Raw genomic sequence first — 22,671 nt, 5'->3', positions numbered from 1 at the left:
GATAATGCCCCGTTACCGCATGACGACCTCGCCTTGAAGAAGTCCGACTTCCACTTCGAACTGCCGCCCGAACTGATCGCCCAGGCGCCGCTGGCCGAACGCAGCGCGAGTCGACTGCTGCTGCTCGACGTGCCCGTACGCACCTGGCAGGACCGTATGTTCCGCGAACTGCCATCCTTCCTGCGCAAGGGCGATCTGCTGGTGTTCAACGACACGCGCGTATTGCCGGCGCGGTTGTACGGACACAAGCCGAGTGGCGGGGCGGTGGAGATTCTGATCGAACGCGTGACCGGTGCGCATGAAGCCACCGTGCAACTCGGCGTAAGCAAGAAGCCGCGCACCGGCAGCGTGATCGTGCTGGCGGATGGAAGTCATGCCACCGTGCTTGGGCGCGACGAGAGTTTTTTCCATCTTCGTTTTGAATCGCCCGAACCGCTCGAGCGTTTGCTGCTCAGGCTTGGCGAGATGCCGCTGCCGCCGTATATCGCGAGGCATGCGGATGCCAGCGATATGGAGCGTTACCAGACGATCTATGCGCGCGAACCCGGCGCGGTAGCCGCGCCGACCGCAGGGCTGCATTTCGACGACCACATGCTGACGCAATTGCGCGACAAAGGCGTGGACTTCGGTTATGTAACGCTGCACGTTGGCGCCGGCACGTTTCAGCCGGTGCGCACCGAAGATCTTGCTCATCATCAGATGCATCGCGAATGGCTCAACGTCGGCGCGGGGCTGGTGGACCAGATTCATCGCACCCGCCGTGCAGGCGGGCGGGTGATCGCCGTGGGTACCACCGTGGTGCGTGCGCTGGAGAGCGCGACCGTGGATGGCATGTTGCGTCCGTTTGCCGGCGAAACGCAGATTTTTATCTTTCCGGGCTACCGCATCACCAGCATCGATGGACTGATCACCAACTTCCATCTACCGCAGTCGACCTTGTTGATGCTGGTCTCCGCCCTGGCCGGGCGAGAGTTCATCCTTGGGGCCTATCAGCATGCAGTGCAGCGGCGCTATCGCTTCTTCTCCTATGGCGACGCGATGCTGATCTTGCCGCAGGGTACTTAGCTTTTTCTTCCTCTCCCCTTTGGGGAGAGGGAGCATGAATCGCGCTGACACGCGATAATGCTTGGATGACCGCCATGCATTTCGATCTCCTCGCCACCGATGGCGCCGCGCGCCGCGGGCGCCTCAGCTTTGACCGCGGCACGGTGGAAACGCCTGCCTTTATGCCCGTCGGCACCTATGGCTCCGTCAAGGCCATGACGCCACGTGACCTTGTCGAAGTGGGTGCCGAGATCATCCTTGGCAACACCTTCCACCTGTTCCTGCGTCCGGGCCTGGACATCGTCGGCGAGTTCGGCGGTCTGCATCGTTTCATCGGCTGGAAGGCGCCGATCCTCACCGATTCCGGCGGTTTTCAGGTGTTTTCACTGGCGCACAAGCGCAAGATCACCGAACAGGGCGTGACCTTCGCCTCGCCGGTGGACGGCTCCAAGGTGTTCCTCTCGCCGGAGGAATCGATGCGAATCCAGACCGTGCTGGATTCGGATATCGCGATGATCTTCGACGAATGCACACCGTATCCGGCCACGGAAAAAGTAGCCGCCGAATCGATGGAGTTGAGCCTGCGCTGGGCCGAACGTTCGCGCCGCGCCTTCGATGACCTGAAAAACCCCAATGCGCTATTTGGCATCGTGCAGGGCAGCGTCTACGAAAACCTGCGCAGGCGCTCTGCCGAAGGTCTGGTGCAGATTGGTTTCGATGGCTACGCGGTGGGCGGTCTGGCGGTGGGCGAGCCGGAGGCCGAGCGCAATCACACGCTGGATTTCACCGTGCCGCTGCTGCCGCAGGATCGTCCGCGTTATCTGATGGGCGTGGGTCGGCCCGAGGACATCGTGGAGGCGGTGCGGCGCGGCATCGACATGTTCGATTGCGTCATGCCGACCCGCAATGCGCGTAACGGTTTTCTGTTTACCAGCGAGGGCACGCTGCGTATCCGCAATGCCAAGTTCGCCAGCGACACGCGGGTTATCGAGGAGGGCTGCGAATGCTACGCCTGCCGCCAGGGGTTCAGCCGCGCCTACCTGCGCCACCTGGACCGATGCAATGAAATCCTCGGCAGCCAGCTGGCCACCATCCATAACCTGCACCACTACCAGCGCCTGATGGCCGGCCTGCGCGAGGCCATTGCAGCCGGTTCGCTGGACGATTTCGTGACCGAGTTCTACGCCCGGCGCCAGGTTAGTAACTCCCTCTCCCCTTCGGGGAGAGGGAGGGGGTGAGGGGCAATCTTGCGTTGCAAGTTGATTCGGAGCGCGCTTCGGCTGAGGCCTCGGAGCAAGCCGTGACCCCTCACCTCAATCCTCTCCCCAAAGGGGAGAGGAGGCGAACGCAAAAGGCCATAACTCATGGCATAATCCAAGGTCTTTTATTGGGCACGCAGCGAAAATTCCTGCTGCGGCCATAACTTGCGGGACGAGCTGATGAATTTTCCGACCACTTTCGTGCTGGCGCAGGCGGCGCCGGGTGCCGCGGCCAATGGCGGCCTTTCCATGATCCTCATGATGGTCGTGCTGTTCGGCCTGATGTATTTCATGATGATCCGTCCGCAGATGAAGCGGCAAAAGGAACATCGTCAACTGATGTCGGGTCTGGCCAAGGGCGACGAGGTGGTCAGCAACGGTGGTATTGCCGGCCGTGTCGATGACGTGGGCGACACCTTCATCACGATGGAGATTGCGCCGAACGTGAAGATCAAGCTGCAGAAAAGCGCTGTCCAGCAGGTGCTGCCGAAAGGCACGCTGAAGTCGTCCTGACCGTTCCGCTGCGCGGGCCGGTTTTTCCTCCATCAATTCTCGCTACCGCGGTCTAGTCCCGCGGCTTTTACGGATGCAAGGCATGAGTGATTTTCCACGCTGGAGATACTTCCTGGTCGCCATCGTACTGGTGCTAGGCACTCTGTACGCGCTGCCGAATTTGTATCCGCCCAAACCGGCGGTGCAGGTCTCGGCGAGCCACAGTGCGCCAGTCGACCAGGCGTTGCAGCAGAAGATCGCCGCTACGCTGCAAAGTGCCAAGATCCCCTTCATCGATCAGAGCCTCAAGCATGATGTGAGTCGCGGTGACTACGTGCTGATCGGCTTCGCCAACGGCGATTTGCAGAAGAGCGCGGCGGATGCCTTGAAACAGGCGCTGGGCGACGAATACGCCGAAGCCTTCAACCTGCAGTCGACCGTACCGGCCTGGCTCAGTGCCATCGGCGCTCGTCCGATGCCGCTTGGCCTGGACCTGCAAGGTGGTGTGCGCTTCCTGATGGCGGTGGACCAGAACGACGTGGTCGACAAGCAGGAAATCCGCTACACCCAAGACATCACCTCGCTGCTGAAGGACAAGAAGATCTCGTTCATTTCGGTGGCGCGCAACGCCACGCGCGGGCAGGGCGTGAATGTGGTGCTCGGTTCCGCGGCGGATCGCTCGGCGGCCAGCGACGCGATCGCCACGGAGTACACCGATCTCAGCGTCTCTGACGGAGCAAACACCGGCGACCGCTACGTGCTCAACGCCGTGATCAAGCCGAACAAGCTACGCGATCTCGCAACCAGCGCAATCCGACAGAACCTGGCGACGCTGAGCAACCGCATCAATGCACTGGGCGTGTCCGAGCCGGTAATCCAGGTGCAGGGCGAAGACCATATTTCGGTTGAGCTGGCAGGTGTGCAGGATCCCGCGGAAGCGAAGAAGGTGATCGGCGCTACCGCCACGCTGCAATACGTGGCCGGCATTGGCGACGGGCGCGATCCGGCTGTGCAGGATGCAGTGAAGACCGGCAATATCCCGCCGGATGCGCATCTTTATCCTGGTCGTGAGGGCGACCCGCGCGGTCCTTATCTGGTCAGCAAATCCGTTATCGCCAGCGGCGATGAGTTGGTGGACGCTTCTTCCGGCAACGACTCGCAGACCGGTTCGCCCATGGTCAGCGTGACGCTGAACTCTGCGGGCGCCGCCAAGATGCTGGACTTCACACGCGACAACGTCGGCAAGCCGATGGCCGTGGTGTATGTCGAACGCACCACCGACACCAAGGTCGTCGACGGCAAGGAAGTGCGCACGCCGAAGACCACTTACACCGTGATCAACTACGCCAGCATCAACGGCGTGTTCAGCAACAAATTCCAGACCACCGGCCTGGGCAGCAACAAGGAAGCCTCCGAACTGGCCCTGCTGCTGCGCGGCGGCTCGTTGGCAGCACAGATGGATATCGTGCAGGAAGGTGTGATCGGTCCCAGCATGGGCCAGGACAATATCGACAAGGGCTTGAAGGCGGTGCTGCTGGGCCTCGGCTTGGTGCTGCTGGCTGCCGCGATCTACTACAAGCTGTTCGGCCTGGTGGCGGACGTGGCGCTGTTCTTCAACTTGGTGATCCTGGTAGCGGTGATGTCGATGATCGGCGTCACGCTGACCATGCCGGGTATCGCCGGTATCGTGCTGACGCTGGGTATGGCAATCGACGCCAACGTGCTGATCTGCGAACGCGTGCGTGAAGAATTGCGCAACGGCTCGACGCCGCTTGCCGCGATCCGCGCCGGTTATGAAAAGGCGTGGGCCACCATTCTCGACGCCAACGTCACCCATCTTATCGCCGCGCTGGCGCTGACCACGATGGGCTCCGGCCCGATCAAGGGGTTCGGCGTCACGTTGCTGATCGGTATCCTGACCTCGATGTTCACCTCGGTCACGGTAACCCACGCCATCACCGCGCTGATTCACGGCGGCCGCAAGCTCAAGACGCTGTCGGTGTAATCGGGGAAGCATATGGAAATTTTTAGCCACAACAGCAACGTCCACTTCCTCGGCCTGAGGAAGATCAGCGTCGGCATCGCCATCTTGCTGATGGTTGCCTCTATTGCACTGCTCGCTACGCGCAGTCTGAACTACGGTTTGGATTTCACAGGTGGCGTCAGCATTGATGTCGGCTATGACCAGCCGGTATCGGTCGAGGATGTGCGCAGCGCTTTGGAAAAGGGCGGTATCGAGAACGCGGTCGTTCAGAGCGTTGGCGGTACCCGGCAGGTGTCGCTCCGTTTTCAGCCCAAGGACGACACGCACTACGCGATGCAGACGGGCCAATCGCCGAATCTGGACGTGATTGCCGCCGACGTCGGCAAGGCGCTGCAGGCCTCGCGTCCCGATGCCAAGATCGCCGGCCGCAACTATGTAGGCCCGCAGGTGGGCGAGCAGCTGCGCAGTGACGGCGTCACGGCAGCGATCTTCGTGATCATCGGCATCGGCATCTATCTGTGGATTCGCTTCGAGCGCCGCTTCGCGATCGCCGCACTGGCTACCGAAGTGCACGACGTGCTGGTGACGCTTGGCGTGATCTCGCTGGTGCAGCGCGAATTCGACCTTACCGTGCTGGCTTCGGTGCTGGCGGTGATTGGTTATTCGATCAACGACAAGGTGGTGGTGTTCGACCGTATCCGCGAACTGTTCCGCTCCTCGCGCAAGGCCGATCCGGAAGAGATTCTCAACCGCTCTATCAACAGCACGCTGTCGCGAACCATCATCACGTCGTTGTTCACCAGCATTGCGATGGCCGCGCTGTTTTTCTTCGGCGGTCCTTCGGTGCACGGTTTCGCGGTGACCATGCTGATCGGTATTCTGGTCGGTACGCTGTCGTCGATCTTCGTGGCCAGCCCGCTGCTGTTGTGGCTCGGTGTGTCGAAGAAGGATCTGATGCCGGTGACCAAAGAGAATCCGGAACTGGCGCGTCGCCCTTGAGTGACCGCCGCTTGTTTCGTTTACTGCAACGGCCCGGTTATCCGGGCCGTTCTGTTTTTGAAAGCGATGCGAAGCGTAACTAGCTAGTCGGAGGCGTCCAACGATCTCAGACGTTCGGGCGTGCCGACGTCGGTCCAGATGCCGTTGTGGCGACTGCCACTGATCGCGCCACGATCGATCGCTGCGCGTAGCAACGGCGCCATTTTAAAGCGCGGCGGTTTTGCATCGGTGCCAGAGTTGTGGCCAACCACCGCCTGCCAGTCATCCAGCAATTCACGGCGAAATACGCCGATTCCGCTATAGGTCAGCCGCGTTTCACCTTCGTTGCGCAACCATCCCCTGTTGTCGAGTGCAAAGTCCCCTTGCGCATGATGCGGTGGGTTATCCACCAGCAACACATGCGCGACACCGACAGGTTCGGCAGGCAACGCGCTGAAGTCGGCATCGGTCCAGACATCGCCACTGACCGCGATAAACGGCTCCGGTCCCAAGAGCGGAAGAGCATTGAGCATGCCGCCACCGGTTTCCAATGGAACGGGGCCTTCATACGCATAGCGGATGCGCAAACCCCAGTGTGAGCCGTCGCCGAGCGCCTCCGGAAATTGATCGGCGAGATGCGAGGTGTTGATCACCACGTAGTGCACGCCGATGGCGGCGAGCTTTTCCAGATGCCATACGATGAGCGGCTTGCCGCGAACCGAAAGCAGCGGTTTGGGCGTGCGATCGGTCAATGGGCGCATACGCTCGCCCAGGCCTGCAGCAAAAATCAGGGCATGCCTCATGCGCTCGCCACCCGTGTCAGGTCACGGCCGTGCGCATGCCGTTCGAGCAGCGCAACGAAGTCGGCCAGCTCCGGATAACTTTGCGCGACGGAAACTACGTAGTGGTAAACACGAGGCACGTCGGCGAGATATCCGGGTTTGCCGTCGCGATACCAGAGTCGGTAGAACTGTCCAAGCACGCGAATATGGCGATGCAGGCCGGTGAGATCGAACCAACGCAGAAAGTGTTTGCGATCGACCTCGGGGCCGATCAAGCGCGCTTCCTTCAGTCGCCGTCGATAGGACTCCACCCACGCTTCGACGCGTTCGCGCTTCCATGCGATGTAGCCGTCTCGCAGCAGCGAAGCGAGGTCGTAGGCGATCGGTCCGTTCAGGGCACCTTGGAAATCTATGATGCCTGGACTGTTGTTCTCGACGATCAGTAGATTGCGGCTATGGAAGTCGCGGTGAACGAAGCATCGAGGTTGTTCCTGCATGTTGCGCCATACGATGTCGAAGGCCGCGTTCAAAACGTTCTGTTCGTTGTTATCCGGTGTGTGACCGAGATGACGGCCAAGAAACCATTCCGGCATGATTTCCAGCCCTCGCATCACTACGTCGCGGTCGAAGGGCGGCAGGTCGCGGTAGTCCATCTTTGCTTGCATGCGCAGCAACGCATCCATCGCGCTGCTGTAGAGCGCATCCGCGTTGTCGTCATTCAATGCCGACAAGTACAGGCGTGAACCGAGATCCTCGATGAGCAGGAAGCCTTGCTGCAGATCCTTGTCATACACGGCAGGAACATGCAGGCCGGCCGCTGCGAGCTGTTGGCCGATCACCAGCCATGGGCGCGGATCTTCCTGCGCCGGGGGCGAGTCCATCACGATCCAGCTACGGCCATCGTGATGCGTGCGCCAGTAGCTGCGAAAACTTGCATCGGCCGAAGCCGGTTCCAGGGTGAGCGTGTTGTCGCCAAGGCTTGCGCGCGTCCAGGCCAGGCGGGCGGTGGCGCGGTCGAGAATAGGGTCCATGGATTCGTTCGCAGATGACACGCGAACAGCTTAGAGCCTGTGCGCCGTCGACGCACAGGCTCCTCAGGTCCTAAGAAAGGTTGTAGGCCCGCTCTTCGTGCTCGGCGATATCCAGGCCGACTTGCTCCTGCTCCGCACCCACGCGCAGCCCGATGGTGAGATCGACCAGTTTCAGGATCACCCAGCTCAACACGCCGCTCCACACGATGGTGAAGCCCACGCCCTTGGCCTGTATCCATAGCTGCGCCAGCGGCGAGGTCACGCTGCTGTCGAAACCGCCTAGCTTCGGCGCAGCGAATACGCCGGTGAGCAGGGCGCCGATGATGCCGGCGATGGCGTGCACGCCGAATACATCTAGCGTGTCGTCATAGCCCAGCTTGTGCTTCAGGCGCGTGGCGGTGAAGAAGCAAACGGCGCCGGCGACGAAGCCGAGGATCAGCGCGCCGCCCGGTCCGGCGGTGCCGGCGGCGGGCGTGATGGCGACCAATCCAGCCACTGCGCCCGAGGCGATGCCCAACACGCTAGCGCGCTTGTGAATGATCCATTCCACGGTCACCCAGCCAATGGCCGCCGCGGCGGTGGCGATCTGCGTGACCAGCATGGCCATGCCGGCGCTGCCGTTGGCGGCCACGGCCGAACCGGCGTTGAAGCCGAACCAACCCAACCACAGCATGCTGGCGCCGATCACCGTGTAACCCAGGTTGTGCGGCGGCATATGGGTGTGGGGATAGCCGCGGCGCTTGCCGATCACCAGACACGCAACCAGACCGGCGATACCCGCATTGATGTGCACCACCGTGCCGCCTGCGAAATCGAGCACGCCCAGATCGCCGAGCAGGGAACCCGGACCGCTCCACACCATGTGCGCGATCGGCAAGTAGACGAAGGTGAGCCACAGGCCGGTGAACACCAGCATGGCACTGAATTTCATGCGCTCGGCGAAGGCGCCGATGATCAGCGCGGGGGTGATGATCGCGAAGGTCAGCTGGAACATCACATAGACGCTTTCCGGCACGGTCTGGTAGAGCGATGTCGGCGTCAGTCCGGCCAGCATGACGCGGTCGAACGCGCCGATGACCGAATGCCAGTTCGTCACCCCGGCATGCATACCTTCGGTGCTGAACGCCATCGAATAGCCGTAGACCATCCACAGCACGGTGACCAATGCCGTGATGGCAAGGCACTGCATCATGACCGACAGCAGATTCTTGGCCCGCACCATGCCGCCGTAGAACAGCGCGACGCCGGGTATCGTCATCATCAGCACAAACGCACTGGCCACGATCATCCAGGCCGTGTCACCGCTGTTGAGCGTAGGTGTTGCCTGCGCAAGCGCGGGCAGGGCGATGCCCGATGCGAGCAACGCGACAACTCCTCGCGCAACGTAGCGACGCTTACCGGCTAACCGTTCAAAGCGCATCGGCGTCGACCTCCTGCGTGCGGATACGGATCACCTGTTCCAGTTCGCTCACGAAGATCTTGCCGTCGCCCACCTTGCCGGTACGGGCGGCTTTGGTAATGGCCTCGATCGCCAACTCGACTTGCTCGTCGGCGACGGCGAGCTCGATCTTCAGCTTGGGCAGGAAGTCGACTACGTATTCCGCGCCGCGATACAACTCGGTATGTCCGCGTTGGCGGCCGAAGCCTTTGACCTCGGTGACGGTCATGCCCTGCACCCCGGCTTCGCCGAGCGCCTCGCGAACGTCGTCCAGCGTGAAGGGCTTGATGATCGCGGTAATCCACTTCATGCGCAGTTGCTCCCCTTAGGACGGCTTTGTTGCGATACAGCAGAATGCATGCCAGCGGCGGCGTTACGTGAAGGAACCGCGCTGTTGAGCCATTCCATGGGAAGCGCCGGACTCGGCATAGACTTCGATAGCGGCCAATCTGGTGCGGTCTTCGTTCCATCATGGTGCAAAGGCCTGCGCTGAATCCGAGGTCGGATTGACCGCCCCGCGCATAATCTGTACCATTTTAGTCTGGATTAACGCGGTGCCTCCCCATGTTCCGTGTCAGCCGACTGACGGATTACGCCACCGTGGTGATGACCTGCATCGCCGCGCACCCTGACGACGTCCTCAGCACAGCTCAGATCGCCGAAGAAGCCCACCTGGAATTGCCCACTGTCAGCAAATTGCTGAAGTCGCTGGGGCACGCCGGGCTGGTGGATTCCTTCCGTGGCGTCAACGGCGGCTATCGCCTGGCGCGGCCGGCGCACGAGATCAGCGTGGCCGAGATCGTGGAAGCGATGGAAGGTCCGCTCGGCATGACCGAATGCAGCATCAGCGAAGGCCAGTGCGAGCGCGAAGCGCAATGCAGCGTGCGCGGCAGCTGGCAGCGCATCAACAACGTCTTGGATAACGCTCTGCGCACGATGAGCCTGGCCGACATGCTGCACCCCGCTGCGCACCCGACCGTCACCACCGTCGCGCTTACCGAAGTGAAAGGCAGGACCGCATCATGACCATCGAAAACGATAGCCCCGCCGTGCTGCGCGACAACGCCGATGTCGCGGCCGCGCTCGGCCGTCGCTACGAAGCCGGTTTCATCACCGACATCGAAACCGACAGCCTGCCGCCGGGCCTGTCCGAGGACATCGTGCGCCAGCTGTCGGCGCTGAAAGGCGAGCCGGAGTGGATGACCGAGTGGCGCCTCAAGGCATATCGCCACTGGCTCACCATGCCGACACCGCATTGGGCGAAGCTCAACATCGGCGCGATCGACTTCCAGGCGATCAGCTACTACGCCTCGCCGAAGAATCGACCGAAGTCGCTGGACGATGTCGATCCCAAACTGCTGGAAGCCTACGACAAGCTAGGCGTGCCGTTGCACGAGCGCGCCAAGCTTGCCGGCGTTGCCGTCGATGCCGTGTTCGATTCGGTCTCGGTGGGCACCACCTTCCGCAAAGAGTTGGCTGAAGTGGGCGTGATCTTCTGCTCGATGAGCGAAGCGATTCGCGAATATCCGGAACTGGTGCAGAAATATCTTGGCAGCGTGGTGCCGACCGGCGACAACTACTTCGCTGCATTGAACTCGGCGGTGTTCTCCGACGGCTCGTTCGTGTTCATCCCCAAGGGTGTCCGTTGCCCGATGGAGCTGTCCACTTATTTCCGCATCAACGCCGGCCACACCGGCCAGTTCGAGCGCACGCTGATCATCGCGGAAGAGGGCGCTTACGTGTCCTACCTCGAAGGCTGCACCGCGCCGATGCGCGATGAGAACCAGCTGCATGCCGCGGTGGTGGAACTGGTCGCGCTGGAAAAAGCGAACATCAAGTATTCGACGGTGCAGAACTGGTATCCGGGCGACGAGGAAGGTCGCGGCGGCATCTACAACTTCGTCACCAAGCGTGGCGATTGCCGCGGCGATGATTCCAAGATTTCGTGGACCCAGGTGGAAACCGGTTCGGCGATCACCTGGAAGTATCCGAGTTGCGTGCTGCGTGGCGATCGTTCGGTGGGTGAGTTCTACTCGGTGGCGCTGACCCATCATCGCCAGCAGGCCGACACCGGCACCAAGATGATCCACATCGGCAAGGGCACCAAATCCAAGATCGTGTCCAAGGGCATCAGTGCGGGTCGCAGCTCAAACAGCTACCGCGGCCTGGTGAAAGTGGAGAAGGGTGCCGAGGGCGCGCGCAACTACACACAATGCGATTCGCTGCTGATCGGCAAGAAGTGCGGCGCGCATACCTTCCCGTATATGGAAGTGAAGAATCCCACCGCCATCGTGGAACACGAGGCGACCACGTCGAAGATTTCCGACGACCAGCTTTTCTACTGCCGCTCACGCGGCATCGGCGAGGAAGACGCCGTGTCGATGATCGTCGACGGTTTCTGCAAGCAGGTGTTCCGCGAGCTGCCGATGGAGTTCGCGGTCGAAGCGAAGAAACTTCTCGAAATCTCACTGGAAGGGGCGGTCGGATGAAACGTTCGATAGCGATGTGGGTAGTCGTTTCTGCGCTGGCAATGAGCGGCGTGGCTACTGCCGGTACTGCGCCGGCATCGGCCGCAACAGCGGCGTCCGCTTCGAGCGGCGACACGTGCATGGATCATGCGCAGTCGCAGGCGGATATGACCGGGTGCGCCATGAAGAGCCTGGACGCCGCGGACAAGGAACTCAATCAGGTCTACCAACAGGTGCTTCGCAAGTACGCCAAGGACACGGTGTTCATCGCCAAGCTCAAAACCGCACAGAAAGCGTGGCTGGCGTTTCGCGATGCCGAGCTGGCGGCGCGTTATCCCGATAACGACAAGAGCAACTACGGCAGCGTGTACCCGATGTGCGCCGACAACGAACTCGAAGGGTTGACGCGCAAGCGCATCGAGGAATTGCGCGGATGGCTCAAAGGTACGCAGGAAGGCGATGTCTGCGCCGGCTCGTATCAGGCAAACAGTTAAGACTGAATCTCAAGGCACGGCGATGGCCGGTGCCCAACAGAAAGCGACATGCTCAGGAAGCGACATGCTGAAGATTGAAAACCTGCACGCCCGCGTCGAGGGCAAGGACATTCTCAAGGGACTCAGCCTCACGGTGAACCCCGGCGAGATGCACGCCATCATGGGGCCGAACGGCGCCGGCAAATCGACGCTAGGCAATGTGTTGTCCGGTCGCGAGGGTTATGAAGTGACGGCAGGTTCCGTGACCTTCGAAGGGCGCGATCTGCTGGCACTGGAGCCGGAAGAACGTGCCGCCGCTGGTGTGTTCCTCGCGTTCCAGTATCCGGTCGAAATTCCCGGCGTCAACAACACGTACTTCCTGCGCGCGGCCCTCAATGCGCAACGCAAAAAGCGCGGTGAAGCAGAGCTGGATTCCATGCAGTTTCTCAAGCTGGTGCGCGAGAAGCTGAAAATCATGCAGATTTCCGACGAGCTGCTGCATCGCGCCGTCAACGAAGGCTTCTCCGGTGGCGAGAAGAAGCGCAACGAGATTTTCCAGATGGCGGTGCTGGAGCCGAAGCTGGCGATTCTCGACGAGACCGACTCCGGCCTCGACATCGACGCGCTCAAGCAGGTGGCACAAGGCGTGAACGCATTGCGTTCGCCGGATCGCGCCTTCCTTGTCATTACGCACTATCAGCGCCTGCTCGACTACATCGAGCCGGACTTCGTGCACGTGCTTTCCGACGGCCGCATCGTGGAAAGCGGCGACAAGACGCTGGCGCTGAAGCTTGAGGAACACGGCTATGCCTGGGTCGCGGAGCGCGATCCGGCACTCGCTTCCGAGGCGCGTGCATGAGCCAGTCCCCGGCCCCGGTACCTTTTGTCGACGGGCTGCGCGCCGCCGCTGATCTGCGTCTGCCCGGCAGCGGTCATGCCTGGTTGGACGCTGCGCGGCGCGAAAATCTCGACGCTTTCATTGCGGCTGGTTTACCCGATACACGCGCGGAGGCATGGAAATACACCGCGTTGCGTGCGCTGAGTCAGCGTCGCTTTGCATGGGGCGACCACACGGCCACATCACGCGCCATCGACCCGAAAATACTGACGCTCCCGGGCGTCGACGGTCCGCGACTGGTATTCGTCAATGGTGTGTTTCGCGCCGATCTGTCGCGGCTCGACACACTTCCCGCTGGCCTTACTCTTCAGCCACTTTCGCAGGTGCTGGAGCAGGACCCGGAGCCGCTGCGTTTCGCGCTGAGCCGCCATTACCGCGAAGCGAGCGATGCTTTCGCCCGGCTCAATGCTGCGCTGGCGGGTGATGGCGTGGTGCTGCGCGTTGCCGCGGGCGCAAGGATTGGCAAGCCGGTGCATCTGTGTTTCGTGGGCGCGTCGGCCGATGGCGATCTTGCGTGGCATGCCCGCAACGTCATCGAGCTCGGCGAAGGCGCCGAACTGGATCTCGTCGAACACCACCTGTCGAACGCCCCGCAGAAGCACCTGGCGACCTTGGTCAGCGATATCGTTTTGCAGGACCGCGCCAAACTGCAGCACATGGTGTTACAGCATGCGTCCGAAGACAGTACGCTGATTCGGCACGGCAGCCTGCATATGGGTGCGAAGTCGCACGCCGCACTGCATGTGTTGGAACTCGGGGGCGGGTTGGTTCGCCACGATGTGCATGCCGAGCTGCGCGGCGACGAGGCGCGCCTGGATACGCGAGGCGTCTTCGTGTTACGTGGACGTCAGCACGTCGATACGCAGCTGGCGATTCGTCATCAGGCGCTCAATACGGCGTCGGAATCGATCTGGCGCGGTGTCGCCGATGAGCGTGCACGCGGCGTGTTCCGTGGCGCCATCGTGGTCGCGCAAGGTGCCGACGGTAGCGATGCGAGCCTTAGCAACAAGAATCTGCTGCTTTCGTCGCAAGCCGAAATCGACACCAAGCCGGAACTGGAAATCTACGCCGACGAAGTGAAGGCCGCCCACGGTGCCACGGTGGGTCAGCTCGACGAGCGCGCGTTGTTTTACTTGCGTTCGCGCGGCTTGCCGCATGCCGAAGCGCGTGCGCTGCTTACGACGGCATTTTGCCGCGCCGTATTCGCATCGCTGCCGAACGAAACCCTGCGCGAACACTTCTCTAGCGCCCTGCTCGCGCATCTGCCGTGAACCCTGTCATGAATGCCAAGCCACTCCAGCCTTCCGCCGATTTCGATGTGCAGCGCATACGCAGGGATTTTCCGTTGCTGGCGCGCACAGTGCACGGCAAGCCGCTGGTGTATTTCGATAACGCCAACACCAGTCAAAAGCCGTTGCAGGTGATCGAGGCGGTCGACAACCACTACCGCGAACACAATGCAAATGTGGCTCGCGCTGTGCATCAGCTGGGCGAAGAAGCTACGGCCGCCTACGAAAATGCGCGCGACAAATTGGCTACTTTTATCAACGCTGGATCGCGCGAAGATGTGGTGCTGACTTCGGGCACTACACAATCGATGAACCTGGTGGCTTACAGCTACGCGTTGCCGCGCCTGAAACCAGGCGATGCGATTCTGACTACGGTAATGGAACACCACGCCAATATCGTTCCGTGGCAGCTGGTTGCGGCACGCAGCGGCGCCACCGTCAAGGCGGCGCCGATCGATCAACGCGGTGAGCTGATCGTCGAGAAATTCTTTGACATGCTGACGCCGGAAGTGAAACTGGCCTGCGTCACGCATGTCTCCAACGTGCTCGGTACGGTGAATCCGGTACGCGACATCGCGCGCGAATGCCGCCGACGCGGCATTCCTTTGCTGGTAGACGGTTCGCAGGCCTTGCCGCACCGCCCCGTGGATGTGCAGGCGCTGGGCTGCGATTTCTACGCACTGACCGGACATAAGATGCTGGCGCCGACCGGTACCGGTGTGCTGTGGGCGAAGCGGGAGCACTTGCAGGCGATGCCACCATTCTTCGGCGGTGGCGAGATGATTCGCGAAGTGCGCTTCGATGGCACCACCTTTGCCGAGCCGCCGCACAAGTTCGAAGCGGGAACCCCGAACATCGCCGGTTTCGCCGGCGTAGGCGCGGCGATCGATTACTACCAGTCGCTTGGCTTTAGCGCGATCCGTGCGTGGGAACACGAACTACTCATCTACGCCACCGAGCGTTTGCGAGAGATTCCAGGCCTGCGCATCTTTGGTGAGGCGGCGGAGAAAGAGCCGGTGATCTCCTTCCTCATCGAAGGTGCACAGGCCACCGACATGGCCACGTTGCTGGACCTGGAAGGCGTGGCAGTGCGTTCGGGACATCATTGCGCGCATCCGCTGATGCAGTTCTACGGTGTTCCTGCCACATTGCGGGCATCGCTGGCCTTCTACAACACGCGCGAAGAAGTCGATGCTTTCGTTGCTGCCTTGTTGAAAGTGCGCAAACTGCTGATGTAACCGCGCAGGCTCTCCCGTCAACGTGGAGTGGATCCTCGTGCGAGAATGAGCCTGTCCAAAGCGGCTGACAAGGCAATGCAGACAGCCAGTAGCAGCAGCCAGGGATTCATCAACGCATGCGTCGGTAAGACGGCGCGGATGAGCTGCAGCCATTCCTGACCATGGAACGCGGTAAGCACGACCAGCACCGCTGCCAGCAGACCCAGCAGCGTCACGCTCAGGCATAACTCGAGCCGCATGTCGACTGCATTACGGCGGCGAGCCTGAGCAGCGACCTGGTCGGCGAAGTCGAGCGGCAACGATTCGTCTAACGGTTGCCGCAGCATACGGGCGACGATGCGATAACGTGAAACGGCCGCGTCATCGGTGGGGTCGAGGCTGAGCCGTTCCGCGTTGACAGCCTGTTCCTGCAGTGCCCATTCGCGTTCTGCGGCTTCATCGTGCGGTGATCGTGGTTCGTGGTTCATGACGGCACTCCGTTCACAGACTCGAGCATTTCACGCAGGCGCAGACGTGAGCGAAACAGGTGGCTCTTGATCGTGCCTGCTGCCAATCCTGTGATGTTGGCGATCTCGCCGATTGGCAATTCATCGAGATGATAGAGCGTCAGCACAGTGCGTTGCAGAGGCGGCAGCGCCTCGATGGCAGTGTGAAGACGCGAGGCGATGTCGCTGTCAGCGTAAGCGGTCTCGAGATCGAAGCCGTCGCCGATATTTTCGACCAGGCAGGGCGAATCGTCATCCGATGGAGGGTCGACCACGGCAATACGTTTGCGTTCCAGATAACGCAACGCAACGGTGTAGGCGATGCGGCCGATCCAGGACTTTAACGCGCTTTCGTAACGATACTGTCGCAGGTTCTGGTGCACGCGCAGGAAGGTGTCCTGGCACAACTCGCGGGTATCCTCGGGGTGGTGAACCATGCGATAGATAATGTGCCAGCACAGCTGCTGATGCTCGCGCACGAGCCGCTCGAACGCGCCAGGCGCGTTCGCCAGTACGGCATCGACGATCGGGCGATCGGAGAAGTGGTTCATGCAGTGCGTAGGTTCGGCAACACTCGGCTGGCCGGATGCGGACCGATCGATTAGCTGAGACGTTGGGCGATCAGGAAATAGATCAGTGAGCCCAACCCGAAGGCGCCGATTAGTACGGCTATCGCGCCGGGGGTAATGGTCGTCCAACCCGAATACTGAATGGCTCCAAAGCCCAATCCCTCCAGCAAAAGTACTAGCCCCCAACGCAAGGATGCCATTCGGCCGAGATGATCCTCGCCTCGCACGATGGACTCGATCAGCTCTTTCGAGTCACAAGCCTGCAACATCTTGATGCGCACTCGCGCGTTGACCAGCAATTTGATGGCATACGTAATGCCGAAAGTGATGCAGACGAAAAGCGTCAGTGGGACCAAATCGTGTTCCATGATGTCCTCCCGGATTCTCAAGCGCCGCTATGGGCGTCTATAGGGACATAGATACGCCCAGCCGCGCAACGGTTGCAGCCGAGGGCTATGCAACTGGATTCCGTTTTCCTGCATCTATCTAGTTGCGTCTCTCTAAATCGAGGTGCCGAACGATGGCGTGATGTCATGCCATCGCGGGCCTTGCTGCGCCTTTTAAAAGGAGAACATCATGCGCTCGTGGACACTTGTCGTTTTACTCGCGTGTCTTCCGATGATTGCGACCGCTGAATCCCGTCACAGCATCAAGGTTATTAACGATACGCGGAACAGGATTGTCGCCTTTGCTATCGCACCTACCGGCAGCAGTCGCTGGATCAATGTAGATTTTGGGGATCGTCCGTTCGACTCTCAGCTTGCCGTCATGCTCGAGTGGCACGACGACGACGTTTGTTTGCGCGATTTCCGCGCGATGTTGTCGGATGGCCGCATGATCGTCGCCCAGGGCTTCGATGTGTGCCGCTTGCACGTCTATCGTCCGGGGTTCTGGTTCTATAACGGTAGGCAGGGCGGTATGCGCTTGCCGTGAGTGGTGCTTGGGTGGGGGCTATCTATGGCTGGTTGCGTAGGCGGATTATCATTGACCGATGATCTCCGATATCGCTCCTGTCTTCCGTGCGGCCGATCAGGCCGATGTAGCGGCCGTAGTTACGCTGGTCGAGTCCGCCTATCGCGGTGAATCCGGCCGTCGTGGGTGGACCACCGAGTCCGATCTGCTCGACGGGCGGCGCACCGATGCCGAACTGGTAGCCGAACTGCTGACCAAACCCGACAGCATGGTGCTGCTGGCGACTATCGATGGCGCGCTGCGCGCCTGCTGTCACATCGAACGGCACGAGGATTCGGCCTACTTCGGCATGTTCGCCGTCGATCCACCCTGGCAGGGCAGCGGCCTCGGCCGGCGGGTGTTGGCGGAAGCAGAACGAATAGCGCGCGAAACCTGGCACTGTCGCACCATCCATATGACGGTGATCGACCTGCGCAGCGAGCTGATCGCATGGTATGAACGGCGTGGTTATCGCCGTACCGGCCAATACAAGCCGTTTCCTTATGGGGAGGAACGCTTTGGTGTTCCGCGCCGCGACGATCTACGCTTCGAATTGCTGATCAAGGATTTCCCGGGAGCTGCCGCATGAGTGAGGCGTGGGTGGAAGTAGGCACGCGTTCGGAGCTGTTGCCGGGCGAATACAAAGTGGTTTGGGACGGTGATACGGCTATCGCCGTGTTCAACATCGACGGCGATCTGTATGCGGTGGAAGACATCTGCACGCATGACGGCGGTGAACTGGCCGGAGGCGACGTCGTTGGTTTCGAAGTGGAATGCCCACGCCATGGTGCGCGGTTCGACCTGCGCACGGGCGCACCGACTTGTCCGCCCGCCTATGAGCCAATCGCCCGTTTTCCGATTCGTGAAAGCGATGGATTGATCTGGACGCGCGACGATCGCTGATGTGCGACGTCGCTCAGTGCGACGCAGTCGTCTGCTTGGGATCGAATTTCACCATGACACGCTGCCCAATGCGCAGCGTCGTCGCAGGCGGTTGATCGAACGACAGCACACATTCCACTGTGCGCGAATTGGCGCGCACCTGCGGGTCGTCTTCCAGCGTGCTGGCGCCGAACACGTCGCCGATACGCAGTACATGTGCCTTCAACGGGGCCAGGCCGCTACCGCTGTCGTCATCCACTTCGGCCGGCATGCCGTCATGCACGACACCGACGAAGGATTCGTTGAGCTCGGCGCGCACGATGCGCGGCGAATCCGGTAGCAATACGAAGATCGGTCCGGCCGCCGGCGATACGGAAGCACCGGGTTGCACCATGCGTTGCACGATCTGGCCGTCGATCGGAGCGCGCAAGCTGCGTAGATCGAGCTGATAGCGCGCGCCGGCGACTTTCTGCGCGGCAAGCGTAGCGGCGGCGTGTGCATTGTCGAGCTCGGCCTGTATTTGTTGCGCATTTTCCGTCGCGTCATCCGCGCTCTGGACGTCGCCTGCACCGGCCTTGGCGGCCTGCTGCAGTCGGGATGCGCGCAAGTTGGCGGATTTCACCCGTTCTTCCAGTGCACTGGCCTGGGCACTGGCTTGCTGTTGTTCGGCTAGCGCAGAGTCGAGCGCCAGCTTGGCCGGCTCGACGTTGAGTTGGACGAGTAACTGTCCTTTGTGCACGTGATCGCCTTCGTGTGCGCCAACGCTGACGACAATGCCTTCACTAGGCATGGCGAGCTTGAGTAGGCCGCCTTCGATGTCGATGCGTCCGCGTGCAACGGCGACATAAGCCGGCGTCGTCGTGCTAGTGGTCGCCGGCGCGTCGTCATGCGAGCAGCCGGCCAGCAACGTGGCCGCGAGCAGGGCGAGCGGAAGGCGAAGATCACGCGGATTCATGCAGAGGGCTCCTTGGCCTCGAGCGTGGTGGATAACGATGCCGGCGGGACATGGTCGCTCAGAATCCGGCCATCTTCCATCGCTAGCACCCGATCGGCATGGCCGACCAGGCGCGGGTCGTGACTTACGCAAAGCACGGTGGTGCCGTGATTGCGGGCGATGCGATGCAAGATATCAATCACGATCTGGCCGTTCGCGGAATCCAGTGAGCTGGTCGGTTCGTCGGCAAACAGCAATTCGGGCTCCTTCGCCAACGCACGCGCGATGGCCACGCGCTGCTTTTCGCCGCCGGACAGTTCGGCGGGAAGCAGTCGCATGCGCGGCCCAAGGCCGACCTCGTCCAGTGATTCGATGGCGCGTTTGCGTGCGACGCCTTTGGGTAGGCCCATGTAGCTCAGCGGCAGCTCCACTTGTTCCAGCGCGGTCAGTGCGGGGAAAAGGTTGAACCCTTGGAACACGAAGCCGGTGTGCTGCAGGCGAAAGTTTTCCAGCTCGCGCATGCCCATGCCGCCGAGTTCGTGTCCCAACGCGCGCACGCCACCGGCATCGGCCGGTTGCAGACCGCTCAGGATCGCCAGCAACGTACTCTTGCCGCAACCCGATGGACCTGAGATCAACGTGAGTTCGCTCGCGCGCACGTCCAGCCACAGATCGTGCAGGACGACGCTCTGGAGACGCCCGGAGACGAACGACTTGCGTACGCCGCAGGCTTGCAGCGTCGTCGATGTCGAAATGGAGGGCGTGTTGGTGGCCGTGGACATGCTTATCTCAGCAGACTCGCCGGATCGGCGCGCCGTAGGCTGCGCATCGCAGCGAGTCCCGACACGATCGCCAGCGCCATGCTGAGCGCCATGCAGAGTGCGGCGGTGATCGGATGCAGTTCCATCGGCACGCTGCGGTTGCGCGCAATGATCAGCATCAATGCTCCGATCACGATGCTGCAGATAAGCCCCAACGCACCGACCCAGAAAGCCTGTTCCATGACGACCTTGCGCAATGAGCCGCGGCCGACACCGAGCGCATTCAAGGTGGCGTATTCCCGGATCGAGCCGATCACGGCAGCGATCAAGGTCTGGCTGGTGATCACCGCGCCGACCAGGAAGACAATGCCAGCGAGGAAGAGCACGCCCGCACCGGCGCCGGTATCGAACATCCAGTACAGCTGCGACTGGCGCGCAAAATCTTTGGCCGTCCAAACGGTGTAAGGCCCGAACGTATCCTGTCCGCTCAGGCGCTTGGCGATCATTTTCGCCTTGGATGGATCGCGCAGCTTGGCGACGAAGTAGGTCGTCATGCCCGCGGCTGCGGGATCCAGGTCGAGCACGCGCGCGGTGTCGAGCGAAGCGACGATGTTTACGCCGCCCAGCGCGCGCAGTCCACTGCTGACGCCGACCACACGCACGCGCTGGCCGTTGATGGCTGCAGTATCGCCGATATTCACGCCGAGGCTGTCGAGGTCCGCCTTGTCGACAATCACCGCGCCTGGCTCATTCAAAAGAGCACGCAGTGCTGGGGGTAGGGCGTGCGAGAACATCATGCCGTCGGGACGCGGATCGATGCCGGATACGAACACAGAGACACCGCCGGTGTCCCGCGGGCCGCGCCAGTCGGCATCGACCCAACGGAAGGGTTCTACCTTGGTGACGTCCGGATCCATGCGAAGTCGCATCGCGACGTCCTCGCTGATCGGACGTCCGAGGTTGACGCTCTGCGTACCCGGATAGCTCGCCCACAAATCGGCGGAGGAGCCGGTAATATAGACGCTGGCGCTTCCAAAAATGCCCAGCACCAATGCCGCTTGCAATAGCTGCAGCAGGCCAGCGAATCCGACGGCGAGAATCGCCGGCAGGAAGCGGCGCCATTCGTGGATCAGTGTTTTGCGCGCCAGGGCGACCATTACCGGGCGTCCTTCGCGTGCTTGGGGGCGTCGTAGTCTGCAGCGACGTCGACGGGCGGCAAGGGCGCGCCACCCAGTGCCTTGTAGAGCGATACATAGGCGAGATCGCGTTCGGCCCGGGCCGAAACCAGTGCGAGCTGCGCATTCTGCTGCGCAATCACTGCATCCTGCAGTTCTAGCGTGCTGCTAAGGCCTAGGCTGCGACGCTTGTCTAGCGCAGCGGCGTTGCCATCGAGTGCTTGCGTCACTTGTTCGGCAGCGGTTTCGCGCAGATGCAATTGCTGCAAATCACCCATGGCGGTTTCGGTTTCGGCCACGCCTTGCAGTACCGCTTGCCGATAGGCATAGACCGCCGCTTGCAACTCATGATCTTTGGCGTGCGCCTGAGCTATACGCATGCCCCAGTCGAACAGGGGCATGTCCACGACCGGGCCGATGGAGAAGATGCCTTCGCCGGAGTGGATCACGCGGCGGTGGGCCAAAATGTTCAGCGACCAGTCCAGCGAACTGCCGAGACCGATATGCGGATAAACGTCGGCGCGACTGATGCCCGCTTCGCCTGCGGCACGCAGCACGTCGGCTTCGGCGAGGGCGATTTCGGGACGCGTCCTGAGCAAATCAGCAGGTGCGCTGGTCATTTGCCAGCTGCCCAGCTGGGGCTGCTGGCCACCTTCTTCCAGCCATGCCGGATCGGGTTCACTCTGACCTAGCAGCACGGCCAGTTGCTGGGCGTTGGCGTTGATGGCGCGCTGAGGATCGGTAAGCGCGGCGTCGGCGCGGGCGACTTCTGCTTGCGCGTTAGCGACGTCGACCGGCGACACCAACTTGAGGCCAGCGCGGACCTGTAACAGCCGCAGCTTTTCGCGGTCCGCATCGCGCACGGCCACTAGCAGCCGCGCTTGTTCCTGCGCAGTGCGTAATTCAACCCAGCAGCGCACGACTTCGGCGACCAGCGTGACATACGTCCCCTGCAACTGCGCGCTTGCCGCATCGAGATTGCCGTTAGCAAGGCGGTGGGTGCTCTTGAGAGCGCCGAATAACGGCAGTTCCCACAAGGCGTCGAATCCAGCGATGAAATACGACGCGCTCGCGTCGGGCTGGATGACTTGGTTGGTATCCGCCCGCAGATTAGGGAGGTACTTGTCGTTGGTGTGCTTGTAAAGCGTACGCACGGCCAGCAGGCGTTCGGAAGCGGCGGCCACGTCCAGATTGCCATCCAGAGCGCGTTCGACGAGGGCATTCAAGGCCGGATCATCGAAGGCATGCCACCAGTTGTGCAGGTCCGGTTGCGCCGGGTTCGCGGTGGCAGCCGAAGCGTTGCGCCAGGTTTGCGGCACCGGCGGCTTCAAGGCCGGCAGCGGCGCGGCAGAACAGCCCACGAGCAAGGTCAGGACCAGCGCAGGGAGCAGACGTAGGCCAGCCATCGGCAAGTGGCTGATACGGATGGGATGGCGCAGGGTGGAATCGTGCACGGGCTAGGAAACCGTTTATGAAGCGTGCAAACCGTAAGCATAGCCGGTCAAGCCAAGCTTTGGCTTACCTGGGCCAAGAGCCTGCC

At 61.6% G+C, this 22,671-nt stretch carries 25 protein-coding genes; 14 read left to right on the top strand and 11 right to left on the bottom strand.

What is annotated here, in order from left to right:
• Positions 1–33: 33 nt before the first annotated feature.
• The 5 genes from queA (at position 34) to secF (ending at position 5,778) form a co-directional block, all read left to right on the top strand.
• Positions 34–1,065, top strand: a complete 1,032-nt coding sequence (gene queA, locus QQL64_RS09955) for a tRNA preQ1(34) S-adenosylmethionine ribosyltransferase-isomerase QueA (RefSeq protein ID WP_284398791.1) — start codon at positions 34–36, stop codon at positions 1,063–1,065.
• Between the two features lie 65 nt (positions 1,066–1,130).
• Entirely contained in the window at positions 1,131–2,282 is a 1,152-nt protein-coding gene (tgt, locus tag QQL64_RS09950) for a tRNA guanosine(34) transglycosylase Tgt (protein WP_284398789.1), read from the top strand.
• A 201-nt stretch (positions 2,283–2,483) separates the two neighbouring features.
• Complete coding sequence (yajC, locus tag QQL64_RS09945; RefSeq protein WP_284398785.1) at positions 2,484–2,816, top strand: preprotein translocase subunit YajC; 333 nt, start codon at positions 2,484–2,486, stop codon at positions 2,814–2,816.
• A gap of 82 nt (positions 2,817–2,898) precedes the next feature.
• A complete protein-coding gene (gene secD / locus QQL64_RS09940) occupies positions 2,899–4,800 on the top strand; it encodes a protein translocase subunit SecD (RefSeq protein ID WP_284398783.1) in 1,902 nt (633 codons plus the stop codon).
• Positions 4,801–4,812: 12 nt separating this feature from the next.
• On the top strand, positions 4,813–5,778 hold the full coding sequence (gene secF, locus QQL64_RS09935; protein ID WP_284398781.1) for a protein translocase subunit SecF: 966 nt from the start codon (positions 4,813–4,815) through the stop codon (positions 5,776–5,778).
• A gap of 83 nt (positions 5,779–5,861) precedes the next feature.
• Here secF and murU read toward each other — a convergent pair whose 3' ends face one another.
• The 4 genes from murU to QQL64_RS09915 form a co-directional block, all read right to left on the bottom strand.
• On the bottom strand, positions 5,862–6,560 hold the full coding sequence (murU, locus tag QQL64_RS09930; protein WP_284398778.1) for an N-acetylmuramate alpha-1-phosphate uridylyltransferase MurU: 699 nt from the start codon (positions 6,558–6,560) through the stop codon (positions 5,862–5,864).
• Entirely contained in the window at positions 6,557–7,570 is a 1,014-nt protein-coding gene (locus QQL64_RS09925) for an aminoglycoside phosphotransferase family protein (protein ID WP_284398775.1), read from the bottom strand. Before QQL64_RS09925 ends, murU begins: the two co-directional genes overlap by 4 nt.
• A gap of 70 nt (positions 7,571–7,640) precedes the next feature.
• The gene (locus tag QQL64_RS09920) at positions 7,641–8,990 is read right to left on the bottom strand and encodes an ammonium transporter (protein ID WP_284398772.1); all 1,350 of its coding nucleotides are present in this window, start codon (positions 8,988–8,990) and stop codon (positions 7,641–7,643) included.
• Positions 8,980–9,318 carry a P-II family nitrogen regulator gene (locus tag QQL64_RS09915; RefSeq protein ID WP_284398769.1) on the bottom strand — a complete coding sequence of 113 codons (339 nt, stop codon included), beginning with the start codon at positions 9,316–9,318 and terminating at the stop codon, positions 8,980–8,982. The genes QQL64_RS09920 and QQL64_RS09915 overlap by 11 nt, the downstream gene beginning before the upstream one ends.
• A gap of 254 nt (positions 9,319–9,572) precedes the next feature.
• Between QQL64_RS09915 and QQL64_RS09910 the strand changes: the two genes are divergently transcribed.
• The 6 genes from QQL64_RS09910 (at position 9,573) to QQL64_RS09885 (ending at position 15,374) form a co-directional block, all read left to right on the top strand.
• The gene (locus QQL64_RS09910; RefSeq protein ID WP_284398767.1) at positions 9,573–10,034 is read left to right on the top strand and encodes an SUF system Fe-S cluster assembly regulator; all 462 of its coding nucleotides are present in this window, start codon (positions 9,573–9,575) and stop codon (positions 10,032–10,034) included.
• Positions 10,031–11,497, top strand: coding sequence for a Fe-S cluster assembly protein SufB (gene sufB / locus QQL64_RS09905; RefSeq protein ID WP_284398764.1), 1,467 nt, complete (start codon positions 10,031–10,033; stop codon positions 11,495–11,497). The genes QQL64_RS09910 and sufB overlap by 4 nt, the downstream gene beginning before the upstream one ends.
• The gene (locus tag QQL64_RS09900; RefSeq protein WP_284398761.1) at positions 11,494–11,970 is read left to right on the top strand and encodes a lysozyme inhibitor LprI family protein; all 477 of its coding nucleotides are present in this window, start codon (positions 11,494–11,496) and stop codon (positions 11,968–11,970) included. The genes sufB and QQL64_RS09900 overlap by 4 nt, the downstream gene beginning before the upstream one ends.
• Before the next feature lie 64 nt (positions 11,971–12,034).
• Positions 12,035–12,808 (top strand): Fe-S cluster assembly ATPase SufC, encoded by a 774-nt coding sequence (sufC, locus tag QQL64_RS09895; RefSeq protein ID WP_284398760.1) that lies wholly within the window; start codon positions 12,035–12,037, stop codon positions 12,806–12,808.
• On the top strand, positions 12,805–14,118 hold the full coding sequence (gene sufD / locus QQL64_RS09890; RefSeq protein ID WP_284398758.1) for a Fe-S cluster assembly protein SufD: 1,314 nt from the start codon (positions 12,805–12,807) through the stop codon (positions 14,116–14,118). The genes sufC and sufD overlap by 4 nt, the downstream gene beginning before the upstream one ends.
• A gap of 8 nt (positions 14,119–14,126) precedes the next feature.
• Positions 14,127–15,374, top strand: coding sequence for a cysteine desulfurase (locus QQL64_RS09885; protein WP_284398755.1), 1,248 nt, complete (start codon positions 14,127–14,129; stop codon positions 15,372–15,374).
• Positions 15,375–15,391: 17 nt separating this feature from the next.
• On the opposite strand, the gene QQL64_RS09880 is transcribed toward QQL64_RS09885, so the two are convergent.
• The 3 genes from QQL64_RS09880 to QQL64_RS09870 are packed head-to-tail and all read right to left on the bottom strand — an operon-like array spanning position 15,392 to position 16,796.
• On the bottom strand, positions 15,392–15,841 hold the full coding sequence (locus QQL64_RS09880; protein ID WP_284398754.1) for a hypothetical protein: 450 nt from the start codon (positions 15,839–15,841) through the stop codon (positions 15,392–15,394).
• Positions 15,838–16,410 carry an RNA polymerase sigma factor gene (locus QQL64_RS09875; RefSeq protein ID WP_284398752.1) on the bottom strand — a complete coding sequence of 191 codons (573 nt, stop codon included), beginning with the start codon at positions 16,408–16,410 and terminating at the stop codon, positions 15,838–15,840. Before QQL64_RS09875 ends, QQL64_RS09880 begins: the two co-directional genes overlap by 4 nt.
• 50 nt (positions 16,411–16,460) lie before the next feature.
• Positions 16,461–16,796, bottom strand: a complete 336-nt coding sequence (locus QQL64_RS09870; RefSeq protein ID WP_284398751.1) for a hypothetical protein — start codon at positions 16,794–16,796, stop codon at positions 16,461–16,463.
• 208 nt (positions 16,797–17,004) lie between these two features.
• On the opposite strand from QQL64_RS09870, the gene QQL64_RS09865 reads away from it, so the two are divergent.
• The 3 genes from QQL64_RS09865 to QQL64_RS09855 are packed head-to-tail and all read left to right on the top strand — an operon-like array spanning position 17,005 to position 18,282.
• A complete protein-coding gene (locus QQL64_RS09865) occupies positions 17,005–17,361 on the top strand; it encodes a hypothetical protein (RefSeq protein WP_284398749.1) in 357 nt (118 codons plus the stop codon).
• 58 nt (positions 17,362–17,419) lie between these two features.
• Complete coding sequence (locus tag QQL64_RS09860) at positions 17,420–17,968, top strand: GNAT family N-acetyltransferase (protein ID WP_284398747.1); 549 nt, start codon at positions 17,420–17,422, stop codon at positions 17,966–17,968.
• Complete coding sequence (locus QQL64_RS09855; protein WP_284398744.1) at positions 17,965–18,282, top strand: Rieske (2Fe-2S) protein; 318 nt, start codon at positions 17,965–17,967, stop codon at positions 18,280–18,282. Before QQL64_RS09860 ends, QQL64_RS09855 begins: the two co-directional genes overlap by 4 nt.
• A 13-nt stretch (positions 18,283–18,295) precedes the next feature.
• On the opposite strand, the gene QQL64_RS09850 is transcribed toward QQL64_RS09855, so the two are convergent.
• The 4 genes from QQL64_RS09850 to QQL64_RS09835 are packed head-to-tail and all read right to left on the bottom strand — an operon-like array spanning position 18,296 to position 22,585.
• Entirely contained in the window at positions 18,296–19,216 is a 921-nt protein-coding gene (locus QQL64_RS09850) for an efflux RND transporter periplasmic adaptor subunit (RefSeq protein WP_284398741.1), read from the bottom strand.
• Complete coding sequence (locus QQL64_RS09845; RefSeq protein WP_284398739.1) at positions 19,213–19,977, bottom strand: ABC transporter ATP-binding protein; 765 nt, start codon at positions 19,975–19,977, stop codon at positions 19,213–19,215. The genes QQL64_RS09850 and QQL64_RS09845 overlap by 4 nt, the downstream gene beginning before the upstream one ends.
• A 2-nt stretch (positions 19,978–19,979) precedes the next feature.
• Positions 19,980–21,113: an ABC transporter permease gene (locus tag QQL64_RS09840; RefSeq protein ID WP_284398738.1), complete on the bottom strand. Its 1,134-nt coding sequence runs from the start codon at positions 21,111–21,113 to the stop codon at positions 19,980–19,982.
• On the bottom strand, positions 21,113–22,585 hold the full coding sequence (locus QQL64_RS09835) for an efflux transporter outer membrane subunit (RefSeq protein WP_284398736.1): 1,473 nt from the start codon (positions 22,583–22,585) through the stop codon (positions 21,113–21,115). Before QQL64_RS09835 ends, QQL64_RS09840 begins: the two co-directional genes overlap by 1 nt.
• Between the last annotated feature and the right edge of the window lie 86 nt (positions 22,586–22,671).

Origin of the sequence: Dyella lipolytica (assembly GCF_030160075.1) — a bacterium.
Lineage (GTDB): Bacteria > Pseudomonadota > Gammaproteobacteria > Xanthomonadales > Rhodanobacteraceae > Dyella_B > Dyella_B lipolytica.
Note: the sequence above shows the minus strand (reverse complement) of the source record. Positions and strands in the feature narration are given on the sequence as shown.

Coding starts and splice junctions, on each gene's coding strand:
- QQL64_RS09860 (WP_284398747.1), top strand. CDS start 17,420: ATGATCTCCGATATCGCTCCTGTCTTCCGTGCGGCCGATCAGGCCGAT.
- QQL64_RS09925 (WP_284398775.1), bottom strand. CDS start 7,570: ATGGACCCTATTCTCGACCGCGCCACCGCCCGCCTGGCCTGGACGCGC.
- yajC (WP_284398785.1), top strand. CDS start 2,484: ATGAATTTTCCGACCACTTTCGTGCTGGCGCAGGCGGCGCCGGGTGCC.
- QQL64_RS09870 (WP_284398751.1), bottom strand. CDS start 16,796: ATGGAACACGATTTGGTCCCACTGACGCTTTTCGTCTGCATCACTTTC.
- QQL64_RS09915 (WP_284398769.1), bottom strand. CDS start 9,318: ATGAAGTGGATTACCGCGATCATCAAGCCCTTCACGCTGGACGACGTT.
- QQL64_RS09910 (WP_284398767.1), top strand. CDS start 9,573: ATGTTCCGTGTCAGCCGACTGACGGATTACGCCACCGTGGTGATGACC.
- QQL64_RS09840 (WP_284398738.1), bottom strand. CDS start 21,113: ATGGTCGCCCTGGCGCGCAAAACACTGATCCACGAATGGCGCCGCTTC.
- tgt (WP_284398789.1), top strand. CDS start 1,131: ATGACCGCCATGCATTTCGATCTCCTCGCCACCGATGGCGCCGCGCGC.
- QQL64_RS09920 (WP_284398772.1), bottom strand. CDS start 8,990: ATGCGCTTTGAACGGTTAGCCGGTAAGCGTCGCTACGTTGCGCGAGGA.
- QQL64_RS09845 (WP_284398739.1), bottom strand. CDS start 19,977: ATGTCCACGGCCACCAACACGCCCTCCATTTCGACATCGACGACGCTG.
- QQL64_RS09900 (WP_284398761.1), top strand. CDS start 11,494: ATGAAACGTTCGATAGCGATGTGGGTAGTCGTTTCTGCGCTGGCAATG.
- QQL64_RS09885 (WP_284398755.1), top strand. CDS start 14,127: ATGAATGCCAAGCCACTCCAGCCTTCCGCCGATTTCGATGTGCAGCGC.
- murU (WP_284398778.1), bottom strand. CDS start 6,560: ATGAGGCATGCCCTGATTTTTGCTGCAGGCCTGGGCGAGCGTATGCGC.
- sufC (WP_284398760.1), top strand. CDS start 12,035: ATGCTGAAGATTGAAAACCTGCACGCCCGCGTCGAGGGCAAGGACATT.
- QQL64_RS09875 (WP_284398752.1), bottom strand. CDS start 16,410: ATGAACCACTTCTCCGATCGCCCGATCGTCGATGCCGTACTGGCGAAC.
- secF (WP_284398781.1), top strand. CDS start 4,813: ATGGAAATTTTTAGCCACAACAGCAACGTCCACTTCCTCGGCCTGAGG.
- QQL64_RS09865 (WP_284398749.1), top strand. CDS start 17,005: ATGCGCTCGTGGACACTTGTCGTTTTACTCGCGTGTCTTCCGATGATT.
- QQL64_RS09850 (WP_284398741.1), bottom strand. CDS start 19,216: ATGAATCCGCGTGATCTTCGCCTTCCGCTCGCCCTGCTCGCGGCCACG.
- QQL64_RS09855 (WP_284398744.1), top strand. CDS start 17,965: ATGAGTGAGGCGTGGGTGGAAGTAGGCACGCGTTCGGAGCTGTTGCCG.
- sufD (WP_284398758.1), top strand. CDS start 12,805: ATGAGCCAGTCCCCGGCCCCGGTACCTTTTGTCGACGGGCTGCGCGCC.
- QQL64_RS09880 (WP_284398754.1), bottom strand. CDS start 15,841: ATGAACCACGAACCACGATCACCGCACGATGAAGCCGCAGAACGCGAA.
- sufB (WP_284398764.1), top strand. CDS start 10,031: ATGACCATCGAAAACGATAGCCCCGCCGTGCTGCGCGACAACGCCGAT.
- secD (WP_284398783.1), top strand. CDS start 2,899: ATGAGTGATTTTCCACGCTGGAGATACTTCCTGGTCGCCATCGTACTG.